This is a genomic window from Rhabdothermincola salaria (assembly GCF_021246445.1).
Taxonomy (GTDB): Bacteria; Actinomycetota; Acidimicrobiia; order Acidimicrobiales; family Acidimicrobilacustridaceae; genus Rhabdothermincola_A; species Rhabdothermincola_A salaria.
In genome coordinates, this window is sequence record NZ_JAJQXW010000001.1 from 416,703 (window position 1) to 437,730 (window position 21,028).

The following is a 21,028-nucleotide window of genomic DNA, read 5'->3' on the forward strand; positions in this document are numbered from 1 at the left end:
GCGATGGGCCTCGACCCGGTCACCGCCGCCTACCGCGGCGCCGCCGCTTACTCCCGCGCCGTGCCGCTCCCCGTGGCCGGGCTCACTGCCCGGGTGCTGTCGCGCGCCGCGGCCACGGTGTCGCGTGAGCGGCGGATGCTGGTGGCCCGCCACCTGCGTCGAGCAGCGGGCCCCGACCTGCAGGGCCGCGCCCTCGACCAGGCCGTCGACGCCACCTTCGACAGCTACGCCCGCTACTGGATCGAGTCGTTCCGGCTGCCGGGCACCTCGCCGGAGGTCCTCGACGCCGGCATGCACGTCACCGGCTACGAGCACGTCGACGCCGCCCTCGACCAGGGCGACGGCGTGATCCTGGCCCTGCCCCACCTCGGCGGATGGGAGTGGGCCGGGTTCTGGCTCACCCAGGTCAAGCAGGTGCGCGTCACCGTCGTGGTCGAGCCGGTCGAGCCGCCCGACCTCTTCGAGTTCTTCGCCGCCTTCCGGCGCCAGCTGGGCATGGAGATCGTGCCGCTCGGCCCCGGTGCCGGCACCGAGGTGATCCGCGCCCTGAAGGACAACCACGTGGTGGCCCTGCTGTGCGACCGCGACATCAACGGCGACGGCATCGAGGTCGACTTCTTCGGCGAGCGCACCACCGTCCCGGCCGGACCGGCCGCGCTCGGGCTGCGCACCGGCGCCCCGGTGCTGCCCACCGCCGTCTACTTCGACGGCTCCCGCCACCACGGGCGGGTCGAGGCTCCGCTCGACACCACCCGGCAGGGCAAGCTGCGCGCCGACGTGCAGCGCGTCACCGACGACCTCGTCGCCTGGCTCGAGACCCTCATCCGCGCCGCGCCCGAGCAGTGGCACCTCCAACAGCCCAACTGGCCGAGCGATTACGACGCGCTCGAGGCCATCGGCAAGGCGCACCCCCGGCCCCTCCACGGCCCGGCATCCGCCGCCGCGGCCGCCGAAGCCGCCGCCGCCCGGTCGGCTCCCGGCGGGGAGGGCTGACGGATGCGCATCGGCGTGGTGTGCCCCTACAGCCTGACCGTGCCCGGAGGGGTGCAGGGCCAGGTGCTGGGCCTGGCGCGCAGCCTGCGGGCCCTCGAGCACGACGTGCGGGTCCTCGGCCCGTGCGACGGCCCGCCCCCCGACGCCGGCGTCACGCCGCTCGGCGACAGCATCCCCACCGCGGCCAACGGGTCGATGGCCCCCATCGCCCCCGACCCGTCGGCCCAGCTGCGCACCATCCGGGCCCTGCGCGACGAGCGCTTCGACGTCGTCCACCTCCACGAGCCGTTGGCTCCCGGGCCCACCCACACGGCGCTGCTGTTCAAGTCCCAGCCGTTGGTCGGCACCTTCCACGCGGCCGGCGAGAGCGCCCCGTACCAGTGGTTGGGCCCGCTGGTGCGATGGGGGGCCGACAAGCTCGACCTGCGCTGCGCCGTGTCCGCCGATGCCCGGTCCATGGCCGTCGCCGCCCTCGGGGGCCGTTACGCGCTGGTGTTCAACGGGGTCGAGCTCGAGCACTTCGCCAAGGCCACCCCGACCCCCACCACCGGCCCCACCATCCTCTTCCTCGGCCGCCACGAACCCCGCAAGGGCCTGGCCGTGCTGCTCGAGGCCATGGCCGAGCTGCCGCCCACGGTCACGCTGTGGGTGGCCGGCGACGGGCCCGAGACCGAGGTGCTGCGCCGGCGGGTCGCCGGCGACGTCCGCATCGAGTGGTTGGGACGCATCTCCGAAGACGAGAAGGCCGCCCGCCTCCGCGGTGCCGACGTGTTCTGCGCCCCTTCGCTGCGAGGCGAGTCGTTCGGGGTGGTGTTGCTCGAGGCCATGGCCGCCCACACCCCGGTGGTGGCCAGCGAGCTGCCGGGGTACGCCAACGTGGCCCGCGCCGACCTCGACGGGCTCCTCGTGCCGCCCGGCGATGCCGTGGCGCTGGCGGCCGCCCTGCGCCGGGTGCTCTCCGAGCCCGCCACCGCCGAGCGCCTGGTCGCCTCGGGCGAAGCCCGGGCCGCCCACTTCTCCATGGAGCACCTCGCCGAGGTCTACGTCGACCTCTACGAGAGAGTGCTCTGGCGGCGTCGTACCCGCCGGTAGCATCACGGCGTCCCGACGACCCCACGAGGCCCACCCGACCGTGAGCACCCCGCAGACCGCCCCCGCGCCCACCCGTTCCTGGCTGGTCACGGTCGCCACCATCCCCGCCGTCGCCCTCGGGCTCGTCGCCACGGCCGTGCTCACCGTGGTGCTGTCCTGGATCGGCCTGGTGATCGGCCTGGTCGCCACCGTCGCCCTCGGGGCCTGGGCCGCCAGCCGGGCCGCGGCCGACCCCACCCAGAACGTGCTGGCCGGGTTGGGGGCGCGCCCCGCCGACCCCGACGCCCACGCTCGCCTGGTGAACCTGGTCGAGGGCCTCAGCGTCTCCGGCGGCATCGCCACCCCCACCCTGCACGTGGTCGAGGACACCGGGGCCAACCTCATGGTCCTCGGTGTCGACGACCACCACGCCCACCTCGTGGTCACCACCGGCCTGCTCGAGCACCTCGAACGCATCGAGCTCGAGGGCGTGCTGGCCCGGGCCGTCACCCAGATCCGCCGGGGCGACCTGGCCGCCTCCACCACCGCCGTCGAGGTGCTCACCGGCAGCGGTGCGGGCGCCGCGCTGTTGGCCAAGCCGGTGGCCGGCGTGCTCGCCGGTCGCCTCGAGCGGGCCGTGTCCCCCGACGACGACGTGCTCCTCGACCGTGACGCCGTCACCCTCACCCGCTACCCGCCCGGTCTGTGCGCCGCCCTGCGCAAGCTCGACGCCGTCTCCACCCAGGTGCACCACCCCGTCGGGGCCACCGCGGCGTTGTGGCTGGCCGACCCCACCGGGAACGCCTCCGACTCCGCTCGGCCCCCGCTGGCCGACCGGGCCGACGCCTTGGAGCTGCTGTGAACCTGCGCATCGGAGCCATCGCGGCCGCCGTCCTCGCCGTGATCGGCGCCGTCGTGGTGTTCGTCTTCGTCCTGGGTTCCGACGACGAACAGGTGGCCCCCACCACCACCACGACCACGACCATCCCCACCACGACCACCGAGCCACCCCCGCCGGTGCGCTCACCGCTGACCGGCCTGCCCACCGACGACCCGGTGGGTGAGCTGCACCCGGCCGTCACCGTGAAGATGGACAACAGCCCCGATGCCCGGCCGCAGTCGGGGATCAACGACGCCGACATCGTCTACGAGATGAAGGTCGAGGGGATCACCCGCTTCGGTGTGGTCTTCCACTCCCGGATCGTCGACGGCGTGGGTCCCGTGCGGTCGGCCCGCTCCAGCGACATCGACCTGGTGGCCGACCTGTCACGGCCCCTCTTCGTGTGGTCGGGGGGCAACGCCGGCGTCACCGGCGAGGTCCTGCAGGCCGCCCGCGAGGACGTGCTCACCAACGCGTCCTTCGACGCCGCCGAAGGCTTCTACTACCGATCGAGCGAGCGGCGGTCCCCGCACAACCTGTACGTCAACCTGGTGCCCCTCGTGGCCGAGCGCTCCCCGGAGGGCCAGTGGGGGCCGGCGCCGCTGTTCGAGTACCGGGTCGCCGAGACCGAGCCTCACCCGGTCCCCGCCGAGGCCGTCCCGGTGGCCGGCGTCAGCGTCGACTTCGGTCTGCGCCAGGTGGTGGACTACGTCTGGGACGCCGAGCGAGAGGGCTGGAACCGCTACCAGGTCGACACCCGCCACGCCCGCGAGAACTCGGCGGCCGTCGACCAGGACGGTCGGCAGGTGGCCCCCGCCAACGTGGTGATCCAGTGGGTCGAGTACGGCGTGAGCGCGGCCGACAGCCGTTCGCCGCGCGCCATCACGGTGGGCGAGGGCGACGCGCTGGTCCTCACCGCCGGCCAGGCCATCCCGGGGCGCTGGAGCCGGCCGACCCGCGACCAGCCGGCCCGCTTCACCGACGCTGCCGGCCAGCCGATCCTGCTGACGCCGGGGGCCACGTGGGTGGCCCTGCCCGAGGCCGGCACCCCCGCGCCGTACCTCGATCAGCCCACCGCCGACGCCCTCCTGGCCGTGCGCCGCTGAGACGTCGGGCACGTCGGCCTCGAGGCGGCGCGTTCGCTTCGTGGCCGGGGCCTCGCCGGTCGTACACTCAGCGGCATGGCTGATCAGTTCTCCGAAGGTCTCGTGGCGCGTGAGACGGGCACCCAGCTCGTGAAGCGAGGCCTGGCCGAGATGCTCAAGGGCGGCGTCATCATGGACGTCGTCGACCCCGAACAGGCCCGCATCGCCGAAGACGCCGGCGCGGTGGCCGTGATGGCCCTCGAGCGGGTGCCGTCCGACATCCGTCGCGACGGCGGGGTGGCCCGCATGAGCGACCCGGAGATGATCGAGGGCATCAAGGAGGTCACCACCGTCCCGGTGATGGCCAAGGCTCGCATCGGGCACTTCGTCGAGGCCCAGATCCTCCAGGCCCTCGGCGTCGACTACGTCGACGAGTCCGAGGTGCTGACCCCCGCCGACGAGGCCCACCACATCGACAAGTGGGCCTTCACCGTGCCCTTCGTCTGCGGCGCCACCAACCTGGGAGAGGCGCTGCGCCGCATCTCCGAGGGCGCCTGCATGATCCGCTCCAAGGGCGAGGCCGGCACCGGCAACATCGTGGAGGCGGTGCGCCACCTGCGCTCGATCCTCGGCGACATCCGCAAGATCAGCCAGGCCGACTCCGCCGAGCTGTTCGGGTGGGCCAAGCAGCTGCAGGCCCCCATCCCGCTCGTGCAGGAGATCGCCGAGACCGGCGCGCTGCCGGTGCCCATGTTCTGCGCCGGTGGCATCGCCACCCCGGCCGACGCCGCCCTGGTGATGCAGCTCGGCGCCGAGGCCGTGTTCGTCGGCTCGGGCATCTTCAAGAGCGACGACCCCGCCGGTCGGGCCAAGGCCATCGTGGAGGCCACCACCAACTTCCGCGACGCCGACATCCTGGCCAAGGTCAGCCGCGGCATCGGTGGGGCCATGCCCGGCCTCGAGATCAGCGGCCTCGAGACCACCTTCGCCGAGCGCGGCTGGTGACCGGCCCCGCCGCTCCCGTTCGCCACCGGCAGTAGGGTCGCCCCCGTGCCGTCGTCCCCGCCATCGGAGCCCCCAGGTGCCGGCTGTCGTCGGCGTGCTCGCCCTGCAGGGCGCGGTGGGCCTGCACGCCCGTGCCCTCCAGCGCCTGGGCTCGTCGGTGCGCGAGGTGCGCACCGCCGCTGACCTCGACGCCGTCGACGCGCTGGTCGTGCCCGGCGGCGAGTCGACCACCATGTCCAAGCTGCTCGAGGCCAACGGGCTCTTCGATCCGCTGGCCACCCGGCTGGCCGAAGGCATGCCCGCCCTCGGCACCTGTGCCGGCATGATCCTGCTGGCCGCCGACGTCCTCGACGGTCGCGCCGACCAGCGCTGCCTCGGCGCCATCGACATCGACGTGCGCCGCAACGCCTTCGGCCGCCAGGTCGACTCCTTCGAGACCGACCTGCAGGTCATCGGGCTCGACGAGGCGCCGGTGCACGCCGTGTTCATCCGCGCCCCGGTCGTCGACCGGGTGGGCTCCGAGGTCGAGGTGCTGGCCGAGGTCGAGACCCGTCCCGTCGCCTGCCGCCAGGGCCCGGTCATGGTCACCGCGTTCCACCCCGAGCTCTCCTCGGACCTGCGCATCCACGAACTGTTCGTCTCCCGGGTGCTGGCCGCGTGAGCACGCGCCCTCATCCGCTCCACCAGCCACAAAGGGGAACCTGATGTCCGGCCACTCCAAATGGGCGACCATCAAGCACAAGAAGGGCGCGGCCGACAAGGCGCGCGGCAAGCTCTTCGCCAAGCTGATCCGCCAGGTCGAGGTCGCGGCGCGCGAGGGGGGCGGCGACACGGACATGAACCCGACCCTGCGCACCATGTACCAGAAGGCCCGGGATGCGTCGGTGCCGCTCGACACCATCGAACGGGCCATCAAGCGGGGCACCGGTGAGCTCGAAGGGGTCACCTACGAGCAGATCACCTACGAGGGCTACGCCCCCAACGGGGTGGCCGTGCTCATCGAGGTGCTCACCGACAACCGCAACCGCACCGGCGGCGACGTGCGCTCGCTGCTCAAGAAGACCGGCGGCTCCATCGCCGAGCCCGGCGCCGTGGCCTGGCAGTTCGAGCGCAAGGGCGTGGTGGTCATCCCCGGGTCCGTGGCCGAGGACGACATCATGCTGGCCGCCCTCGACGCCGGCGCCGAGGACATCGGCGACGAGGGTGACACGTGGCGTCTCACCTGCGCGGCGTCAGATCTGCCGGCGGTGCGCAGCGCCCTCGAGGGCGCCGACATCCCGTTCGACTCGGCCGACGTCACCATGGTGTCGAGCACCACGATCCCCCTCGAGACGCCCGAGGCGGCCAAGGCGGTGCTCAAGGTGATCGACGCCCTCGAGGAGAACGACGACGTCCAGGACGTGTACGCCAACTTCGACATCCCCGACGAGTTGCTCCAGTCGCTCGAGGCCTGAGCCCGGTGACGTTGCGGGCCGGGGCCGAGGCCCCGGACTTCTCCCTCGAGGGCACCGACGGGACGCCCGAAGGCCGTCGCCGCTACTCACTCGGCGAGCTCGGCGGTGCCCCGGTGGTGCTGGTGTTCTACCCGGCCGACAACTCGCCGGTCTGCACCGTGCAGCTCAACACCTACTCGGCCGACATCGGGCGCTTCGCCGACGTCGGCGCCCAGGTGCTGGCCATCAGCCCGCAGTCGGTCCAGGACCACGAGCGCTTCGCGGCCGATCACGGACCCTTCGCCTTCCCGCTGCTGTCCGACACGGGCAAGGACGTCGGCCGGGCCTACGGCATCCTCGGCCCGGTGGGCTTCTACCGGCGTTCGATCTTCGTGGTCGACGCCCTGGGGGTGGTGCGGTGGTCGCACCGGGCCACGGCCGGGCTCACCTTCCGCCCCGTCGACGAGATCGTCGACGTGGTCGCCGACCTGCGTTCGTCGTAGCCGGCCCGGTCACTGCTCGTTGGCCACGCCGAGCAACCGCGCCCGGGTGAGGGACCGGAAGCCGGTGGCCAACGACAAGAGGGCGATCACCCACGCCACCGCGCCGATCACGAGCGCCAGCAGCGGCGTGCCCGAGCCCAGCAACGCGCCGGTGGACTGGCCGTAGGCGATGAGGATCAGCGGGAAGGTCACCAGCCCGGAGGCCTGTTGGGCGGCCGCGGTCGACTTCACCCGGGCCGAGAGGCGCAGCACGAGCGACAAGGCGATGGCCAGGAACGGCGGCAGCACCCACAAGATGAGCAGCCACCACGAGGTGGTGGGGAAGAACCAGCCGCCGACCTTGCGCCCCACCAGCAGGTTCACCATGACCGAGTAGATCCCGAAGCCGACGATGGTGGTCACGTAGCCGGGGATGAGGCTGGCGATCAGCTTGCCCATGTAGATCTCGCGCACGTCGGCGGGCGAGTGGGCGAGGAACTCGCCGGTGCCTCGCTCGCGCTCGCCCACGATCGTCGCCGCGCCGACGGCGGTGGAGATGGTGAGCGGCACCACCACGGCGATGGGGGCGAACAGGTACACGGCGAGGACGTAGCCCACCTGGGTGGAGGGATCGACGTCCTGGGGCACGGCCTGCTGGGCGGACTGGGGGAGCAGCTCGAGCGCCTGGGACACCTGCTGGATGGCGCTCACGTTGCCGATGCTGGTGATGATCGACAACAGGAACGCCGGCACGATCAGGAAGAAGAAGCCGCCCAACAGCAGCATCGGCACCCAGAAGTCCTTGGACTCCACCAGCTGGCGCAGGTCGGTGCGCATGACCGTGAACATGCGCGCCGTGTTGATCCGGCGACGGGTCCGGGTGGGCGCGGCGGAGGCGGAGGCGGAGGCCGTCATCGCCCGTCCTCCTCGGCCAGGTCGATGCGGGTGCGCGGTGGCGGTGGGGCCGCGGGAGCAGTGCCCTCGTGGGGGGCGAGCACCGGGGCCAGGCCGGCCGCGGCCGACGACCGGCCCTCCGCCGCCAGGCGCTCCCGGTGGTCGCGGCGCACGGCGAAGTAGAGGTCCTCGAGCGTGGGGTCGTGCGGCTCGACCCGGGTGAGGCGCACGCCGTGGGCGACCAGGCGGGCGATCAGGTCGGGGAGCCGGGTCAGGTCGTCCAGTTGGACCTCGGCCACCCCGGGGCGGCCGTCGGCGTCGGGCCGGTACGCCAGCACCCCGTCGGACCCCTCGAGCCCGTCGAGCGAGCGGGGGTCCTCGGCGGCGAGGTGGACCAGGTTCGGGGGCCAGTAGAGCCCGGTGAGCTCGGCCTGGGTGCCGGCCAGCAGGTCGGTGCCGGCGTCGAGCACCACGATCCGGTCGGCCAGGCCTTCGGCCTCGATCAGCAGGTGGGTGCACATCACCACGGTGCGGCCTCCGGCGGTCATCTCCCGGATGAGCTCCAGCACCGCGTGCGACGACTCCGGGTCGAGGCCCGAGGTGGGCTCGTCGAAGAGCAACAGGTCGGGGTCGTGGAGCACCGAGCGGGCCAGGGCCAGGCGGGTCTTCATGCCGGTCGAGTAGCCACCCACCTGCTGGTCGAGGGCATCGACGATGCCGAAACGGTCGGCCGCGTCGTGGATCGGCCCGTCGGCCTTGCGTCCGAGGCCGTAGAGCTCGGCGGCGTACTGCAGGTTGGCCCGGCCGGACAGGCGGTCGTAGAGCGCGGGCTTGGCCGAGACCACGCCGCAGCGGCGGCGGATCTCCTCGCCGTCGACGAGCGGGTCGAGGCCGAACACTCGCACGTCGCCGTCGTCGGGTTCGAGCGCACCGGTGATGACCCGGATGGCGGTGGTCTTGCCGGCACCGTTGGGTCCCAACAGCACGGTGATCTGCCCGGTGGGAACGCGGAGGTCGAGGTCGGCGAGGGCCGGCACGGCGCCGAAGCGGCGGCCCACCCCGCGCAGCTCCACGGCGGATCCCGGGTCGGGAGTCGGTGGGGGAGCGGTGGGCACGGCAGTGGTGGCGGCCGCAGCCGTCGTGGAGGTCACAGGATGTGTCATCGGCAGATCGGGGCCTCGGGCTGAGCGTCGTCCTCCGGTGCAACGGGGGATCCGCCGCGCTGCTTCCCCGCCTGGCTAACCTCGTACGGGTGTTCGTGCTCGGCATCGATCCTGGTCTCTCGCGCTGCGGGTACTGCGTCCTCGAGGCGCGCCCGGCCGGACGTGGGGCGGCCGGAGGCGGCGCCCGGGCCCGGGCCCTGGGCGTCATCACCACCCCGCCGTCGGCGCCCGTGCACCTGCGCCTGGCCGAGCTCCAGCTCGAGCTGCGCGACCTCATCGCCGAGCACCGGCCGGCGGCCGTGGCCGTCGAGCGGGTGCTGTTCCAGGTGAACGTGCGCACGGCCATGTCGGTCGGCCAGGCCAGCGGCATCGCCATGACCGAAGCGGTGGCCGCCGGTTGCGACGTCGTCGAGTACTCCCCGAACGAGGTCAAGATGGCGGTCACCGGATGGGGAGGTGCCGACAAGATGCAGGTCCAACAGATGGTGCAGACCCTGCTCGGGCTGCCGGAGCTGCCCCATCCGCCCGACGCCGCCGACGCCGCCGCCCTGGCCCTGTGCCACCTGGCCATGGCCCCGCTGCGGGCGGCCGCCGTCGCCTCGGGAGGTGCGTCGTGATCGGATCGCTGCGCGGCACCCTGCTCGAACGCTGGCCCAGCGGCGAGATCCTCGTCGAGGTCGCCGGCGTCGGCTACCGGCTCACCGTGTCGGCCGCCACCGCGCTCGACGTCGGCGAGCTCGGCACCGAGGTCTTCGTCTACGTCCACCACCACCGCCGAGAGGACGTCGAGACCCTCTACGGGTTCTGCCGCGGCGAGGAGCGCCTGGCCTTCGAGGCCCTGCTCGGGGCTCACGGCGTGGGCCCGTCGTTGGCGTTGGCCATCCTCTCGGTGCACCCGCCGGCGGCGTTGCAACGGGTGCTGGCCTCCGACGACCTCGCCGCCCTCTGCCTGGTGCCCGGCGTGGGCAAGAAGACCGCCGCCCGGCTGTTGGTCGAGCTCAAGTCCCGCCTCGAGATCCCCGGCCTCGACACCGCCGCCACCGCCGCCACCGACACGGGCGCGCCGGCGGCCACGGCCGCCAGCCCCCACGCCGACGTGCGCGATGCGCTGGCCAACCTGGGCTACGGCAACGAGGAGGTCGCCGGCGTGCTGCGCGAGCTGCCCGACGACGGCGACGACTCCGCCGAGCTGTTGCGCCTGGCCCTGCAGAAGCTGGCGGTGGCCTGATGCGAGGAGACCGCTGATGCGCGACGAGCTGCTCTCCCCCGACCCGTCACCCGACGACGTCGAGATCGAGGACCCCCTCACCCCGGCGGCCACCCTCATCGGCGAGGAAGGGGGCCTGCGGCCCCGCCGCCTCGACGAGTTCGTCGGTCAGCGCGAGCTCAAGGAGCACCTCGACATCGTCCTCGAGGCCGCCCGCCGCCGGGCCCAGGCCGTCGACCACCTCCTCTTCGCCGGACCTCCGGGGCTGGGCAAGACCACCCTCGCCGGCATCGTGGCCGCCGAGCTCGGTGTGGGCCTGCACGTCACGTCGGGCCCCGCGCTCGACCGGGCCGGCGACCTCGCCGCCATCCTCACCCGTCTGGGCGAGGGCGACGTGCTCTTCATCGACGAGATCCACCGCCTCAGCCGCACGGTCGAGGAGGTCATGTACCCGGCCATGGAGGACTACCAGCTCGACATCGTGCTGGGGAAGGGCCCCGCCGCCCGGTCCATCCGCCTCGACCTGCCCCGCTTCACCCTCATCGGGGCCACCACCCGCACCGGCCTCATCACCGGCCCGCTGCGCGACCGCTTCGGGCTCGTCGCCCGGCTCGACTACTACGACGCCGGCGAGCTCGAGGACATCGTGATCCGTGCCGCCGGCATCCTCGGCCTCGAGATCGACGACGACGGCGCGGCCGAGATCGCCGGGCGGGCCCGGGGCACGCCCCGCATCGCCAACCGGCTCCTGCGCCGGGTGCGCGACTTCGCCGAGGTGCGCAGCCACGGGCGCATCGACCGCCACACCGCCCGCGAGGGCCTCTCGTTGTTCGGCGTCGACGACCTCGGCCTCGACAAGGTCGACCGGGCCGTGCTCACCAACCTGTGCCAGAAGTTCGGGGGCGGCCCGGTGGGGCTGGGCACGCTGGCCATCAGCGTGGGCGAGGCCGAGGAGACGGTCGAGGACGTCTACGAGCCGTTCCTCATCCAACAGGGCCTGCTGATGCGCACCCCCCGGGGTCGGGTGGCCACGCCGGCGGCCTGGGCCCACGTGGGCCTCATCGCGCCGCCCTCGGCGCCGCTGATGGCAGCCGACCCCCCACCGGACCTCTTCTCGCCCTGACCCGCGGGTCGCCGCCGAGCCGTCCGTCGGCCCGCGTCGAGCGTCGGCGCATCACGAGGCGCGCCGGGGCCGGCGACTACGGTCCCACGGCGTGCGCTGGCGGCCGCCGTACCTCTCGGGCCTCTTCGGCATCTCGGCCATCTGCGGCATCATCGACGCGGCCTGCTTCATCGCCATGGGCGGGGTGTTCGCCGAGCTCATGACCGGCAACATGGTGCTGCTCGGCTTCCGCCTGGGTACCGGCGAGGACTTCGGCAACGGCACGCCGGCGCGGTACCTGGCCGCGCTGGCCTTCTTCGCCCTGGGTGCCCTTCTCGGCGGGCACGTGATGCGGGGGCCGCGGGTCTTCACCGAGCGGCGGTTCGGGTTCTTCGTGGAGCTGGCGATCCTGGTGGTGGCCACCGTCGTGGCCGTGGTCACCGACCCGGGCCAGACCGGGTGGGATCGCGACGTCGTGGTCGCCCTGCTGTGCGTGGCCATGGGGCTGCAGAACACCTTGCTGCGCACCCACGGGGTGCCCGACCTCGCCACCAACGTGATGACGCTCACCTTCACCGCCCTCGTGTCGGACTCGGCGCTCGCCCGGGGCCACAACGAACGCTGGCGGCGGCGGGGTGGGTCCATCGCCTTGTTCATCGTCGGGGCCACCGTCGGCGCCTGGCTCACCCGGTACGGGGCCTGGCCTCCTCTCGTGCTGGCCACGGCCCTGTTCGCGGCGGTCCTCTGGCCCCTGTTGGCCTCCGACCCTCCGCCGCGCACCCCGGCCTCCCCGCCCGGCCCCCGTCCCGGTGAGGTCCCGGGCGCCCCCAGCACCCCCGGGCCCCCACACCCCGCCTGAGGCGCTGTCGATGGCGGGCGTCGATTGCGGGCGTCGACGGCCGGCGTCGACGGTGGGGTCCCCCTCGGCCGCCGCTCATGCGTCGGGGGTTCGGGGGCTCGGGGGTTCGGGTCGGTGCCGGGTGGTGCCGGGTGGTGCCGGGTGGTGGTGGCCAGCCCGTAGCCTCGGGCGCCGTGGAGACGGCCGCCTTCGACTACGACCTGCCCGAGGCGGCCATCGCCCAGGAGCCCCTGGCCCGGCGTGACGCGGCCCGGCTCCTGGTCGACCGCGGACCGGGCCGCACCCCCGAGCACCGCCAGGTCGCCGACCTCGCCGAACTCCTCGACCCGGGCGACCTGCTCGTGGTGAACACCACCCGGGTGCTCCCCGCCCGGCTGGCCCTGGTCAAACCCACCGGCGGTGCCGCCGAGGTGCTGTTGCTCGAACGCCTCGGCGGGCCCACCGACGGGTCTGCCGCCGGTGGCGACGGTGGGGGAGGGGGGTCGCGCTGGGAGGCGTTGGTGCGGCCCAGCCGACGCGTCGCCCCTGGTTCGGTGCTCCACCCGCCCGACGGCGACGACGAGCTCGAGGTGGAGGTGGGGGAGGACCTCGGCGAGGGACGCCGGATCGTGGAGCTGCGCACCGTGGGCGACGAGCTCGATGTGCTGGCCCGCCACGGCGCCATGCCTCTGCCGCCCTACATCACCGCTCCGCTGGCCGAGGCCGAGCGCTATCAGACCGTCTACGCCGAACGTCCGGCGTCGGCGGCCGCCCCGACCGCGGGCCTGCACCTCACCCCCGAGCTGCTCGAGCGCATTGCCGACAAGGGGGTCGGTCGGGCCGACGTCGAGTTGGTGGTGGGGCTGGGCACCTTCCGGCCCATCGCCGTCGACGACGTGCGCGACCACGTCATGCACGCCGAGCACTACCGGGTCCCGGCCGCCACCATGGAGGCCTGCACCGCCACCCGGGCTGCGGGCGGGCGGGTGGTGGCCGTGGGCACCACGGCGGTGCGGGCCCTGGAGAGCGCGGCGGCCACCGGCGCGCTCGTCGGCCGCACCGACCTCTTCATCCACCGGCCCTACCCGTGGCGGGTGGTCGACCGACTGCTCACCAACTTCCACCTGCCCCGCTCGTCGCTGCTGGTGATGATCGACGCCTTCGTCGGCCCCCGCTGGCGCGACCTGTACGCCACCGCCCTGGCGGACGGCTACCGGTTCCTCTCCTTCGGCGATGCCATGCTCCTCGACCGCTCGGAAGGGCCCCGTCCGTGACCCCGTCCCCGTCGTCCGCCCCGTTCGTGCCCGACCCGACCGGCCACGTGGTCCGCCTCGACCTCCAGGCCACCCACGGCCCGGCGCGGGCCGCCACCGTGCACACGGCCCGGGGTTCGTTCCGCACGCCGTGCTTCATGCCGGTCGGCACCCGAGCCGTGGTGCGGGCGCTCACCGCCCAGGACCTCGAGGACCTCGGCGCCGAGGTCGTCCTGGCCAACACCTACCACCTGATGCTGCGCCCCGGCGCCGACCTCGTGGCCGAGCTGGGAGGCCTGCACCGCTTCTCGGGCTGGGACGGGCACGTGCTCACCGACTCCGGCGGGTACCAGGTGTTCTCCCTCGAACCCAAGGTCACCGACGACGGTGCCACCTTCGTGTCCACCTACGACGGCAGCCGCCACCACCTCACGCCGGAGAGCTGCGTGGCCATCCAACAACTGCTCGGGGCCGACATCCAGATGGTGCTCGACGTGTGCCCGCCGCTGCCCTCGGCCGACTCGGTGGTGCGCTCGGCGGTCGACCGCAGCGCCCTGTGGGCCGGCCGGGCCCGCGCCGCCCACCGGCCGGCCCGGGAAGAGGGCTCCACCCAGGCGCTCTTCGGGATCGTCCAGGGCGGGGTGGACCCGGCGCTGCGCACCGAGAGCGCCGAGCGCACGGTCGCCCTCGACTTCGACGGCTACGGCATCGGCGGGTTGTCGGTGGGCGAGTCCCGAGACGAGATGCTGCCCGCCCTGGCCGCGGCCCTCGCCGGGCTCCCGCCCGACCAGCCCCGCTACCTCATGGGCGTCGGCGACCCCGTCTCCCTGGTGGAGGCGGTGGCCCTCGGCGTCGACATGTTCGACTGCGTGCTGCCGACCCGGCTGGCGCGCCACGGCACCATCCTCACCAGCGAGGGGCGGCTCAACCTGCGCAACCTGCGCTGGGCCCGCGATCCGTCGCCGCTGGAGGAAGGGTGCATCTGCCCGGCCTGCGTGCGGCACTCGAAGGGGTACCTGCGGCACCTGCTGCTGGTGAACGAGCCGACCGCGGCCCGGTTGACGTCGCTGCACAACGTGCACTGGTTGCTGCGCCTGATGGAGCGGACGCGGGCGGCGATCGTCGACGGGACCCTCGACACCGTGCGCCGAGAGGTGGCCGAGGTCTGGTCGTGACCCGGCGAGCCGGCCGGGCCGATCGGTGGCCGGGGCCGCCCTCGCGGCGTCCGCGGGACGGGCGAGCGGGCCGCCCCTCCCCGGAGCACTAACCTGAACCGGTTCGCCGGTGGGCCCCTGGCCCCCTCCGGCCCCCGATCGCACCCGTCTCTCGAACTGAGCCCATGTCCACCATCTTGTTGATCGTCCTCTTCGTGCTGGCCTGGGTGGTGCTGATCCTGCCCAAGCAGCGGGAGCTCAAGCGCCACAACGCCCTGGTGGCCTCGCTCGAGGTCGGCGACGAGGTGATGAGCGGCGCGGGCATCTACGGCACCATCACCGAGATCGACGGTGACGTCGTGCACCTCGAGGTGGCTCCTGGGCTGGAGCTGAAGGTGGCCCGCCGGGCGGTGGCGTCCAAGGTGGCGACGGTGATCGACGTCGACGACGAGGACGACGAGCTGGTCGACGGCGACGGTGTCCTCGAGGCCTGGCCGACCGCCGACGACGAGGACGACGAGGTCGACGACGACGACGAGGACGACGACGACGAGGACGACGACGACGAGGACGACGACGAAGAGGTCGACGAGATCGAGGTCGAGGTCGTCGAGGTCGAGGTGGTCGACGACGACGCCGACGGCACCGAACCTCCCGGGCGCCGCTGAGGTGCGCCGCTTCAGGGGCTTCGGCTCGCTCATCGTCATCGTCGTGGTGGCCACGTTCGGCCTCGTCTACACCTTCGGGGTCGGCAACAAGCCGCTCCTGGGCCTCGACCTCCAGGGCGGGGTGTCGGTGGTGCTCCAGCCCACCAACGAGGTCACCGAGGAGACCCTCGAGCAGGCCATCTCGATCATCCGCCAGCGCGTCGACGCCCTCGGCGTGGCCGAGCCCGAGATCACCCGCCAGGGCGACAACATCCTCATCCAGATCCCCGGCGTCGACGACCGGGACCGGGCCCTGGCCCTGGTGGGCCAGACGGCCGAGCTGCAGTTCCGGCCCGTGCTGGGCGCCATCCCGGCCGGACTCGACCTCGAGTCGGCACCGACGGACACCCCCGCACCGGGCGACTCCTCCGACACCACGACCGAGGCCCCCGACACCACTGCCCCCGACACCACTGCGCCCGACGCGACCGACGAGACCGAGCAGGGGCTCGGGCTGGGCGTGGGCGAGAGCGCCGGCGGCGTCGTGGCCCAGAGCGCGTTCGAGTCGGCCCAGGCCGAGCCGCCGCCCGAACCGGCCCCCGACACCACGGCCCCGGCGGCCCCCGAGGGCACCGACACCACGCTCGCCCCCCCGATCGACGCCACCGAGTTGCTCACCGGTGGCCTCCCGGCCGACGTGTGCACCACCGGCATCCCGTCGAGCGAGCTGCCGCCCGACGAGAACGTCACCCTGCCCCAGTGTGAGGAGGGGGTGCTGGTGGCCACCTACCAGCTCGGCCCGGTGCTGCTCACCGGCGCCGGCCTCGAGAGCGCGGCGGCCAGCCTCTTCGGCGCCGAGTGGCAGGTGAGCCCGGTGTTCAAGGGTGGTTCCGAGGGCATCGACGCCTTCAACGGGGCGGCGTCGCAGTGCTTCTCGCAGTCGCCGTCGTGCCCGACCGGCCAGCTCGGCATCGTGCTCGACGGTCGGGTCATCTCGGCGCCCACCATCCAGACGCCGACGTTCAGTCGCGACGAGGTGTCCATCACCGGCCAGTTCACCGAGCGCGAGGCCCGCGACCTGGCCACCGCCCTCAACTACGGCGCCCTGCCCGTCGAGCTCGAGCAGCAGCAGGCCCAGCTGGTCTCGGCCACGCTCGGCCGCGACGCCCTCGAGGCCGGTCTCGTGGCCGGCGTCGTCGGTCTCGTCCTGGCCAGCGCCTACATGATCACCGTCTACCGGTTCCTCGGCCTCCTGTCCGTGCTGAAGCTGACCGTCGAAGGGGCCCTGCTCTGGACCGTGATCAGCTACCTCGGCTCCAACAGCGGGCTGGCGCTCACCCTCGCCGGCATCACCGGCATCATCGTGTCCATCGGCGTGTCCTTCGACTCCAACGTCGTCTACTACGAGCACCTCAAGGAAGACGTCCGGGCCGGGCGCAGCATCCGCAGCGCCACCGACAAGTCGTTCGTGGCCGCCTTCTCGACCATCGTCAAGGCCGACGTGGCCTCCCTCATCGGCGCCGGGCTGCTGTGGTGGCTCACCGTCGGCCCCGTTCGGGGCTTCGCCTTCTACCTCGGCATCGCCGGGCTGCTCGACCTCCTCGCCTCTTGGGCCTTCATGCGCCCCGCGGTCAAGCTGGCCACCAAGTCGTCGTTCCTGCGGGCCCGGCCCGGCCTGCTCGGGTTGCCGGCCGAGGTGCCGCCCACCGGCGCCCGGCCCACCGACCCCCCAGTCGCCGCCAGCACCGCGGGAGCCGCCCGATGACCGCCTTCGCACGCCTCCTACGGGGCCAGAGCACCATCGACTTCCCGACGTGGTGGAAGCGGGCGCTGGTCCTCTCGGCTCTGCTGGTGCTGATCTCCATCGGCTCGCTGTTCACCCGTGGCCTCAGCCTGGGCATCGACTTCGTCGGCGGTGTGTCGTGGGAGGTCCCCGCCCCCGGGGTGTCGGTCTCCGACGCCCGCCAGGCCCTCACCGAGGTCGGCCAGGAGGGGGCCAAGATCCAGATCGTGGGCGACGACACCCTCCGGGTGCAGGGCCCCGAGATGGACGACGCCGGCGTGGCCTCCGTGCGCGAGGTGCTGGCCGACGTGGCGGGCACCGAGGTCGCCGAGGTCAGCGTGTCCACCGTCGGCGCTTCCTGGGGCTCCGACATCACCAACGCCGCGGTGCGGGCCCTCTTCTTCTTCTTCGCCGCCATCCTGATCTACCTGACGATCCGCCTCGAGTGGCGCATGGCGGTCGCCGCCCTGGTCGCGGTGGCCCACGACGTCCTCATCAGCGTGGGCGTGTACTCGGTGTTCCAGTTCGACGTCACCCCCGGCACGGTGATCGCCTTCCTCACCATCCTCGGCTACTCGATCTACGACACGATCGTGGTGGACGACAAGATCAAGGAGAACGAGCGCCTCGTCGGTCTCAGCGGCCGGATGGACTACACCCAGATGGTCAGCCTCTCCATGAACCAGGTGCTGCTGCGCTCCATCAACACCACGATCACCTCGCTGCTGCCGGTCATCTCGCTGCTGGTGGTGGGTGGGGCGATCATGGGGGCTGTCACCCTCCAGGAGTTCGCGCTGGCGCTGTTCGTCGGTCTCGCTGTCGGCGCCTACTCGTCGATCTTCGTGGCCGCCCCCGCGCTGGTGTGGCTCAAGGAGAAGGAACCGAAGAACCAGACCGTGCGCGAGCGGCTGGCGGCGTCGGGTGGCGGGGTCTCCGGGGCCGACCCGGACGCTCGGGGCGTGGCCGCCGGCGTCCGCGGGGCCAAGGCCGTGTCCGCCGCCACGACCACCTCGACATCCTCCTCCTCGGCCGGCACGCCCTCCTCCTCCGCCGGCACCGGGCGTCCGAAGCCGCCGACGCCCAGCAGCGCCATCCCACCGCGGCCCCGCAAGAAGACCAAGAAGCGCTGAGCCAGCCGTCACCGCCGGGCCGGGCTCGTGGGGCCACGCGGTACCGTGGGGGGATGATCGCGCCAGGTCGGCTTCGTCGTCGGATCGGAAGCGACCGCCGGTGACCGACCCGGCGGCCATGGTCAGCGCGCTGGTGCGCGACATCCCCGACTGGCCGCGGCCCGGTGTGGTGTTCCGCGACATCACCCCGCTGTTGCACGACCCGGAGGCCTTCGGTGCCGTGGTCGACGCGCTCGTCGAGGTCGCCACCGTGCCCGGCCGGCCCGTCACCCGGGTGCTCGGCGTCGAGGCGCGTGGCTTCGTGTTCGGCGCACCGGTGGCCTACAAGCTCGGCGCCGGCTTCGTGCCCGTGCGCAAGGCCGGCAAGCTGCCCTGGGAGATCGAGCGTGAGGAGTACGTCCTCGAGTACGGGGTCGACCTCCTCGAGATCCACCGCGACGCCGTGCACCCCGGCGAGCAGGTCGTGATCGTCGATGACGTCCTGGCCACCGGCGGCACGGCGGCCGCCACCATCCGCCTCGTCGAGAAGCTCGGCGGGGTGGTCGCGGGGCTGGCCTTCGTGATGGAGATCGAGGGGCTCGGTGGTCGCCAGGCCCTCGCCGGGCACGACATCGACGTGCTGGCCACCTTCCCGTCGGGCGCCGCTGGAGCGGAGGCCTAGGGGCGATGGCCACCGTGGACCGCGTGCTGCCGTGGCGTCGCCACAGCGCCCCGCCCATCGAGGAGCTGGCGCCGCTCATCTCCGCGTTCCGCACCAACCACCCCAAGGCGCCCATCGGCCTGATCACGCGGGCCTACGAGTACGGCAAGGACGCCCACGGCGAACAGACCCGCAAGAGCGGTGAGCCCTACATCACCCACCCGGTGGCGGTGGCCAAGATCTGCGCCGAGTTCGGTCTCGACGACGTCACCCTGGCCGCCGCCATCCTCCACGACGCCCTCGAGGACACCGGGGCCACCGTCGAGGACCTCGAGGCCAAGTTCGGGCCGGACGTGGTGCGCATCGTCGACGGCGTCACCAAGCTCGACCGCATCAAGTTCGACTCCAAGGAGGCCCAGCAGGCCGCCACGGTGCGCAAGATGCTGGTGGCCATGGCCAAGGACCTGCGGGTCCTGATCATCAAGCTGGCCGACCGCCTGCACAACATGCGCACCATCGCCGCCATGCCGGCCTGGAAGCAGGAGCGCACGGCCCAGGAGACCCTCGACATCTACGCCCCGCTGGCCCACCGCCTGGGCATGCAGGAGCTCAAGCAGCAGCTCGAGGACCTCTCGTTCGCCTCGCTGCACCCCAAGCGCTACGCCGAGATCGACCACATGGTGGCCACCCGCACCCCCGAGCGCGAGCTCTACCTGATGCAGGTGCTCGAGGACGTGAGCGGGCGGCTCCGGGAGCTGCGCATCACCGCCGAGGTCACCGGGCGCCCGAAGCACATGTGGAGCATCTACGAGAAGATGGTCGTGAAGGGGCGCGACTTCGACGACATCTTCGACCTGGTGGGCATCCGGGTCGTCGTCGAGACGGTGAAGGACTGCTACGCCGCGCTGGGCTCCATCCACGCCACGTGGAAGCCGGTGCAGGGGCGGTTCAAGGACTACATCGCCATGCCCAAGTTCAACCTCTACCAGTCGCTGCACACGACCGTGATCGGGCCTCAGGGCAAGCCCCTCGAGGTCCAGATCCGCACCCTCGAGATGCACCAGCGGGCCGAGTTCGGGGTGGCCGCGCACTGGAACTACAAGGACAACAACACCTCCACCGCCGACCTCACCTGGCTGAACCGCATCGTCGACTGGCAGTCCGAGACGTCGGATCCGGGCGAGTTCATGGCCAACCTGAAGACCGACCTCGAACAGGACGAGGTCTTCGTCTTCACGCCCAAGGGCAAGGTCATCACCCTGCCCAAGGGCGCCACCGCCGTCGACTTCGCCTACGCCATCCACACCGAGGTCGGTCACTCCTGCATCGGGGCCCGGGTCAACGGGCGGCTGATCCCGCTCGACTCCGAGCTCAACTCGGGCGACTCGGTGGAGATCTTCACGTCCAAGGTGCCCGGCGCCGGTCCCAGCCGCGACTGGCTGAAGTTCGTCGTCACCCATCGGGCGGCCAACAAGATCCGGGGTTGGTACTCCAAGGAGCGGCGCGACGACGCCATCGACGCCGGCACCGAGGACCTCATCAAGGCCATGCGGCGCGAGGGCCTGCCGGTGCAGAAGATCCAGGCGTCCGACGCCCTCGACGAGGTCGCCGACCTGCTCAAGTACGTCGACCGCCAGTCGATGTACGCGGCCATCGGCGAGCACCACGTCTCGGCGGCGTCGGTGGCCGAACGGGTGCGACGTCACCTCCAGGACGTCGATCCCACCCGCGAGGAGCAACTCCCCGTCACCGTGCGCGAGCCTCGCAAGCGGCGTCGCAACGGTGCGTCCAAGTCCGGGGTGCACGTCGAGGGCCTCGACGACGTCATGGTGCGCCTCTCCCGCTGCTGCACGCCGGTGCCGGGCGACGAGATCATGGGCTTCGTCACCCGGGGCCGAGGCGTGTCGGTCCACCGGGCCGATTGCGCCAACGCCGTGTCCCTCGCCGTGGGCCAGCGTGACCGCCTCATCGACGTCGAGTGGGACGACGCCACCAACTCGGTGTTCGTGGCCTCGCTCGAGGTCAAGGCGCTCGACCGCTCGAAGCTGCTGCGAGACGTCTCGGCGGCGCTGGCCGAGCACCACGTCAACATCGTGTCGTGCAACACCATCACCGGCACCGACCGCATCTCCAAGATGCGCTTCGACTTCGAGCTCGGCGACCCCTCCCACCTCGACTCGGTCATCTCGGCCATCAAGCGGATCGACGGCATCTACGACGCCTCCCGCGTGCTGCCCGGCAAGGGCGACTGAGCACCCAGCCCCGGCT

The 21,028-nt window shown here is 72.6% G+C and carries 21 protein-coding genes; 19 read left to right on the forward strand and 2 right to left on the reverse strand.

Features of this window, described 5'->3' with window-relative positions; genetic code table 11:
- Positions 1–3: 3 nt before the first annotated feature.
- The 8 genes from LUW87_RS01995 to LUW87_RS02030 all read left to right on the forward strand — a co-directional run bounded on the left by LUW87_RS01995 (position 4) and on the right by LUW87_RS02030 (position 6,970).
- On the forward strand, positions 4–993 hold the full coding sequence (locus tag LUW87_RS01995; RefSeq protein ID WP_232669402.1) for a phosphatidylinositol mannoside acyltransferase: 990 nt from the start codon (positions 4–6) through the stop codon (positions 991–993).
- A gap of 3 nt (positions 994–996) precedes the next feature.
- Positions 997–2,085, forward strand: coding sequence for a glycosyltransferase family 4 protein (locus tag LUW87_RS02000; RefSeq protein ID WP_232669403.1), 1,089 nt, complete (start codon positions 997–999; stop codon positions 2,083–2,085).
- Between the two features lie 40 nt (positions 2,086–2,125).
- Complete coding sequence (locus LUW87_RS02005) at positions 2,126–2,926, forward strand: M48 family metalloprotease (protein WP_232670893.1); 801 nt, start codon at positions 2,126–2,128, stop codon at positions 2,924–2,926.
- On the forward strand, positions 2,923–4,050 hold the full coding sequence (locus tag LUW87_RS02010; RefSeq protein ID WP_232669404.1) for a DUF3048 domain-containing protein: 1,128 nt from the start codon (positions 2,923–2,925) through the stop codon (positions 4,048–4,050). The genes LUW87_RS02005 and LUW87_RS02010 overlap by 4 nt, the downstream gene beginning before the upstream one ends.
- A 75-nt stretch (positions 4,051–4,125) precedes the next feature.
- Complete coding sequence (gene pdxS / locus LUW87_RS02015; RefSeq protein WP_249419595.1) at positions 4,126–5,034, forward strand: pyridoxal 5'-phosphate synthase lyase subunit PdxS; 909 nt, start codon at positions 4,126–4,128, stop codon at positions 5,032–5,034.
- A 76-nt stretch (positions 5,035–5,110) separates the two neighbouring features.
- Positions 5,111–5,695 (forward strand): pyridoxal 5'-phosphate synthase glutaminase subunit PdxT, encoded by a 585-nt coding sequence (pdxT, locus tag LUW87_RS02020; protein WP_232669405.1) that lies wholly within the window; start codon positions 5,111–5,113, stop codon positions 5,693–5,695.
- 43 nt (positions 5,696–5,738) lie between these two features.
- Positions 5,739–6,488 carry a YebC/PmpR family DNA-binding transcriptional regulator gene (locus tag LUW87_RS02025; protein WP_232669406.1) on the forward strand — a complete coding sequence of 250 codons (750 nt, stop codon included), beginning with the start codon at positions 5,739–5,741 and terminating at the stop codon, positions 6,486–6,488.
- Positions 6,489–6,493: 5 nt separating this feature from the next.
- Positions 6,494–6,970, forward strand: a complete 477-nt coding sequence (locus tag LUW87_RS02030; RefSeq protein WP_232669407.1) for a redoxin domain-containing protein — start codon at positions 6,494–6,496, stop codon at positions 6,968–6,970.
- 9 nt (positions 6,971–6,979) lie between these two features.
- Here LUW87_RS02030 and LUW87_RS02035 read toward each other — a convergent pair whose 3' ends face one another.
- Complete coding sequence (locus LUW87_RS02035; RefSeq protein ID WP_232669408.1) at positions 6,980–7,864, reverse strand: ABC transporter permease subunit; 885 nt, start codon at positions 7,862–7,864, stop codon at positions 6,980–6,982.
- Positions 7,861–9,006, reverse strand: a complete 1,146-nt coding sequence (locus LUW87_RS02040) for an ABC transporter ATP-binding protein (RefSeq protein ID WP_232669409.1) — start codon at positions 9,004–9,006, stop codon at positions 7,861–7,863. The genes LUW87_RS02035 and LUW87_RS02040 overlap by 4 nt, the downstream gene beginning before the upstream one ends.
- An 89-nt stretch (positions 9,007–9,095) precedes the next feature.
- On the opposite strand from LUW87_RS02040, the gene LUW87_RS02045 reads away from it, so the two are divergent.
- The 11 genes from LUW87_RS02045 to LUW87_RS02095 all read left to right on the forward strand — a co-directional run bounded on the left by LUW87_RS02045 (position 9,096) and on the right by LUW87_RS02095 (position 21,012).
- The gene (locus LUW87_RS02045; RefSeq protein WP_232669410.1) at positions 9,096–9,623 is read left to right on the forward strand and encodes a crossover junction endodeoxyribonuclease RuvC; all 528 of its coding nucleotides are present in this window, start codon (positions 9,096–9,098) and stop codon (positions 9,621–9,623) included.
- Positions 9,620–10,234, forward strand: a complete 615-nt coding sequence (ruvA, locus tag LUW87_RS02050; protein WP_232669411.1) for a Holliday junction branch migration protein RuvA — start codon at positions 9,620–9,622, stop codon at positions 10,232–10,234. Before LUW87_RS02045 ends, ruvA begins: the two co-directional genes overlap by 4 nt.
- Positions 10,235–10,250: 16 nt before the next feature.
- A complete protein-coding gene (ruvB, locus tag LUW87_RS02055; protein ID WP_232669412.1) occupies positions 10,251–11,336 on the forward strand; it encodes a Holliday junction branch migration DNA helicase RuvB in 1,086 nt (361 codons plus the stop codon).
- Between the two features lie 91 nt (positions 11,337–11,427).
- Complete coding sequence (locus LUW87_RS02060) at positions 11,428–12,174, forward strand: YoaK family protein (RefSeq protein WP_232669413.1); 747 nt, start codon at positions 11,428–11,430, stop codon at positions 12,172–12,174.
- A gap of 173 nt (positions 12,175–12,347) precedes the next feature.
- Positions 12,348–13,427, forward strand: coding sequence for a tRNA preQ1(34) S-adenosylmethionine ribosyltransferase-isomerase QueA (queA, locus tag LUW87_RS02065; RefSeq protein WP_232669414.1), 1,080 nt, complete (start codon positions 12,348–12,350; stop codon positions 13,425–13,427).
- Positions 13,424–14,581, forward strand: coding sequence for a tRNA guanosine(34) transglycosylase Tgt (gene tgt, locus LUW87_RS02070; protein ID WP_232669415.1), 1,158 nt, complete (start codon positions 13,424–13,426; stop codon positions 14,579–14,581). Before queA ends, tgt begins: the two co-directional genes overlap by 4 nt.
- 164 nt (positions 14,582–14,745) lie before the next feature.
- Complete coding sequence (gene yajC, locus LUW87_RS02075; RefSeq protein ID WP_232669416.1) at positions 14,746–15,228, forward strand: preprotein translocase subunit YajC; 483 nt, start codon at positions 14,746–14,748, stop codon at positions 15,226–15,228.
- A 1-nt stretch (position 15,229) separates the two neighbouring features.
- Positions 15,230–16,972, forward strand: coding sequence for a protein translocase subunit SecD (gene secD, locus LUW87_RS02080; RefSeq protein ID WP_232669417.1), 1,743 nt, complete (start codon positions 15,230–15,232; stop codon positions 16,970–16,972).
- Entirely contained in the window at positions 16,969–18,120 is a 1,152-nt protein-coding gene (secF, locus tag LUW87_RS02085) for a protein translocase subunit SecF (protein ID WP_232669418.1), read from the forward strand. Before secD ends, secF begins: the two co-directional genes overlap by 4 nt.
- A gap of 118 nt (positions 18,121–18,238) precedes the next feature.
- The gene (locus tag LUW87_RS02090; protein ID WP_232670868.1) at positions 18,239–18,781 is read left to right on the forward strand and encodes an adenine phosphoribosyltransferase; all 543 of its coding nucleotides are present in this window, start codon (positions 18,239–18,241) and stop codon (positions 18,779–18,781) included.
- 5 nt (positions 18,782–18,786) lie between these two features.
- Entirely contained in the window at positions 18,787–21,012 is a 2,226-nt protein-coding gene (locus tag LUW87_RS02095; protein WP_232669419.1) for a RelA/SpoT family protein, read from the forward strand.
- Positions 21,013–21,028 lie beyond the last annotated feature (16 nt).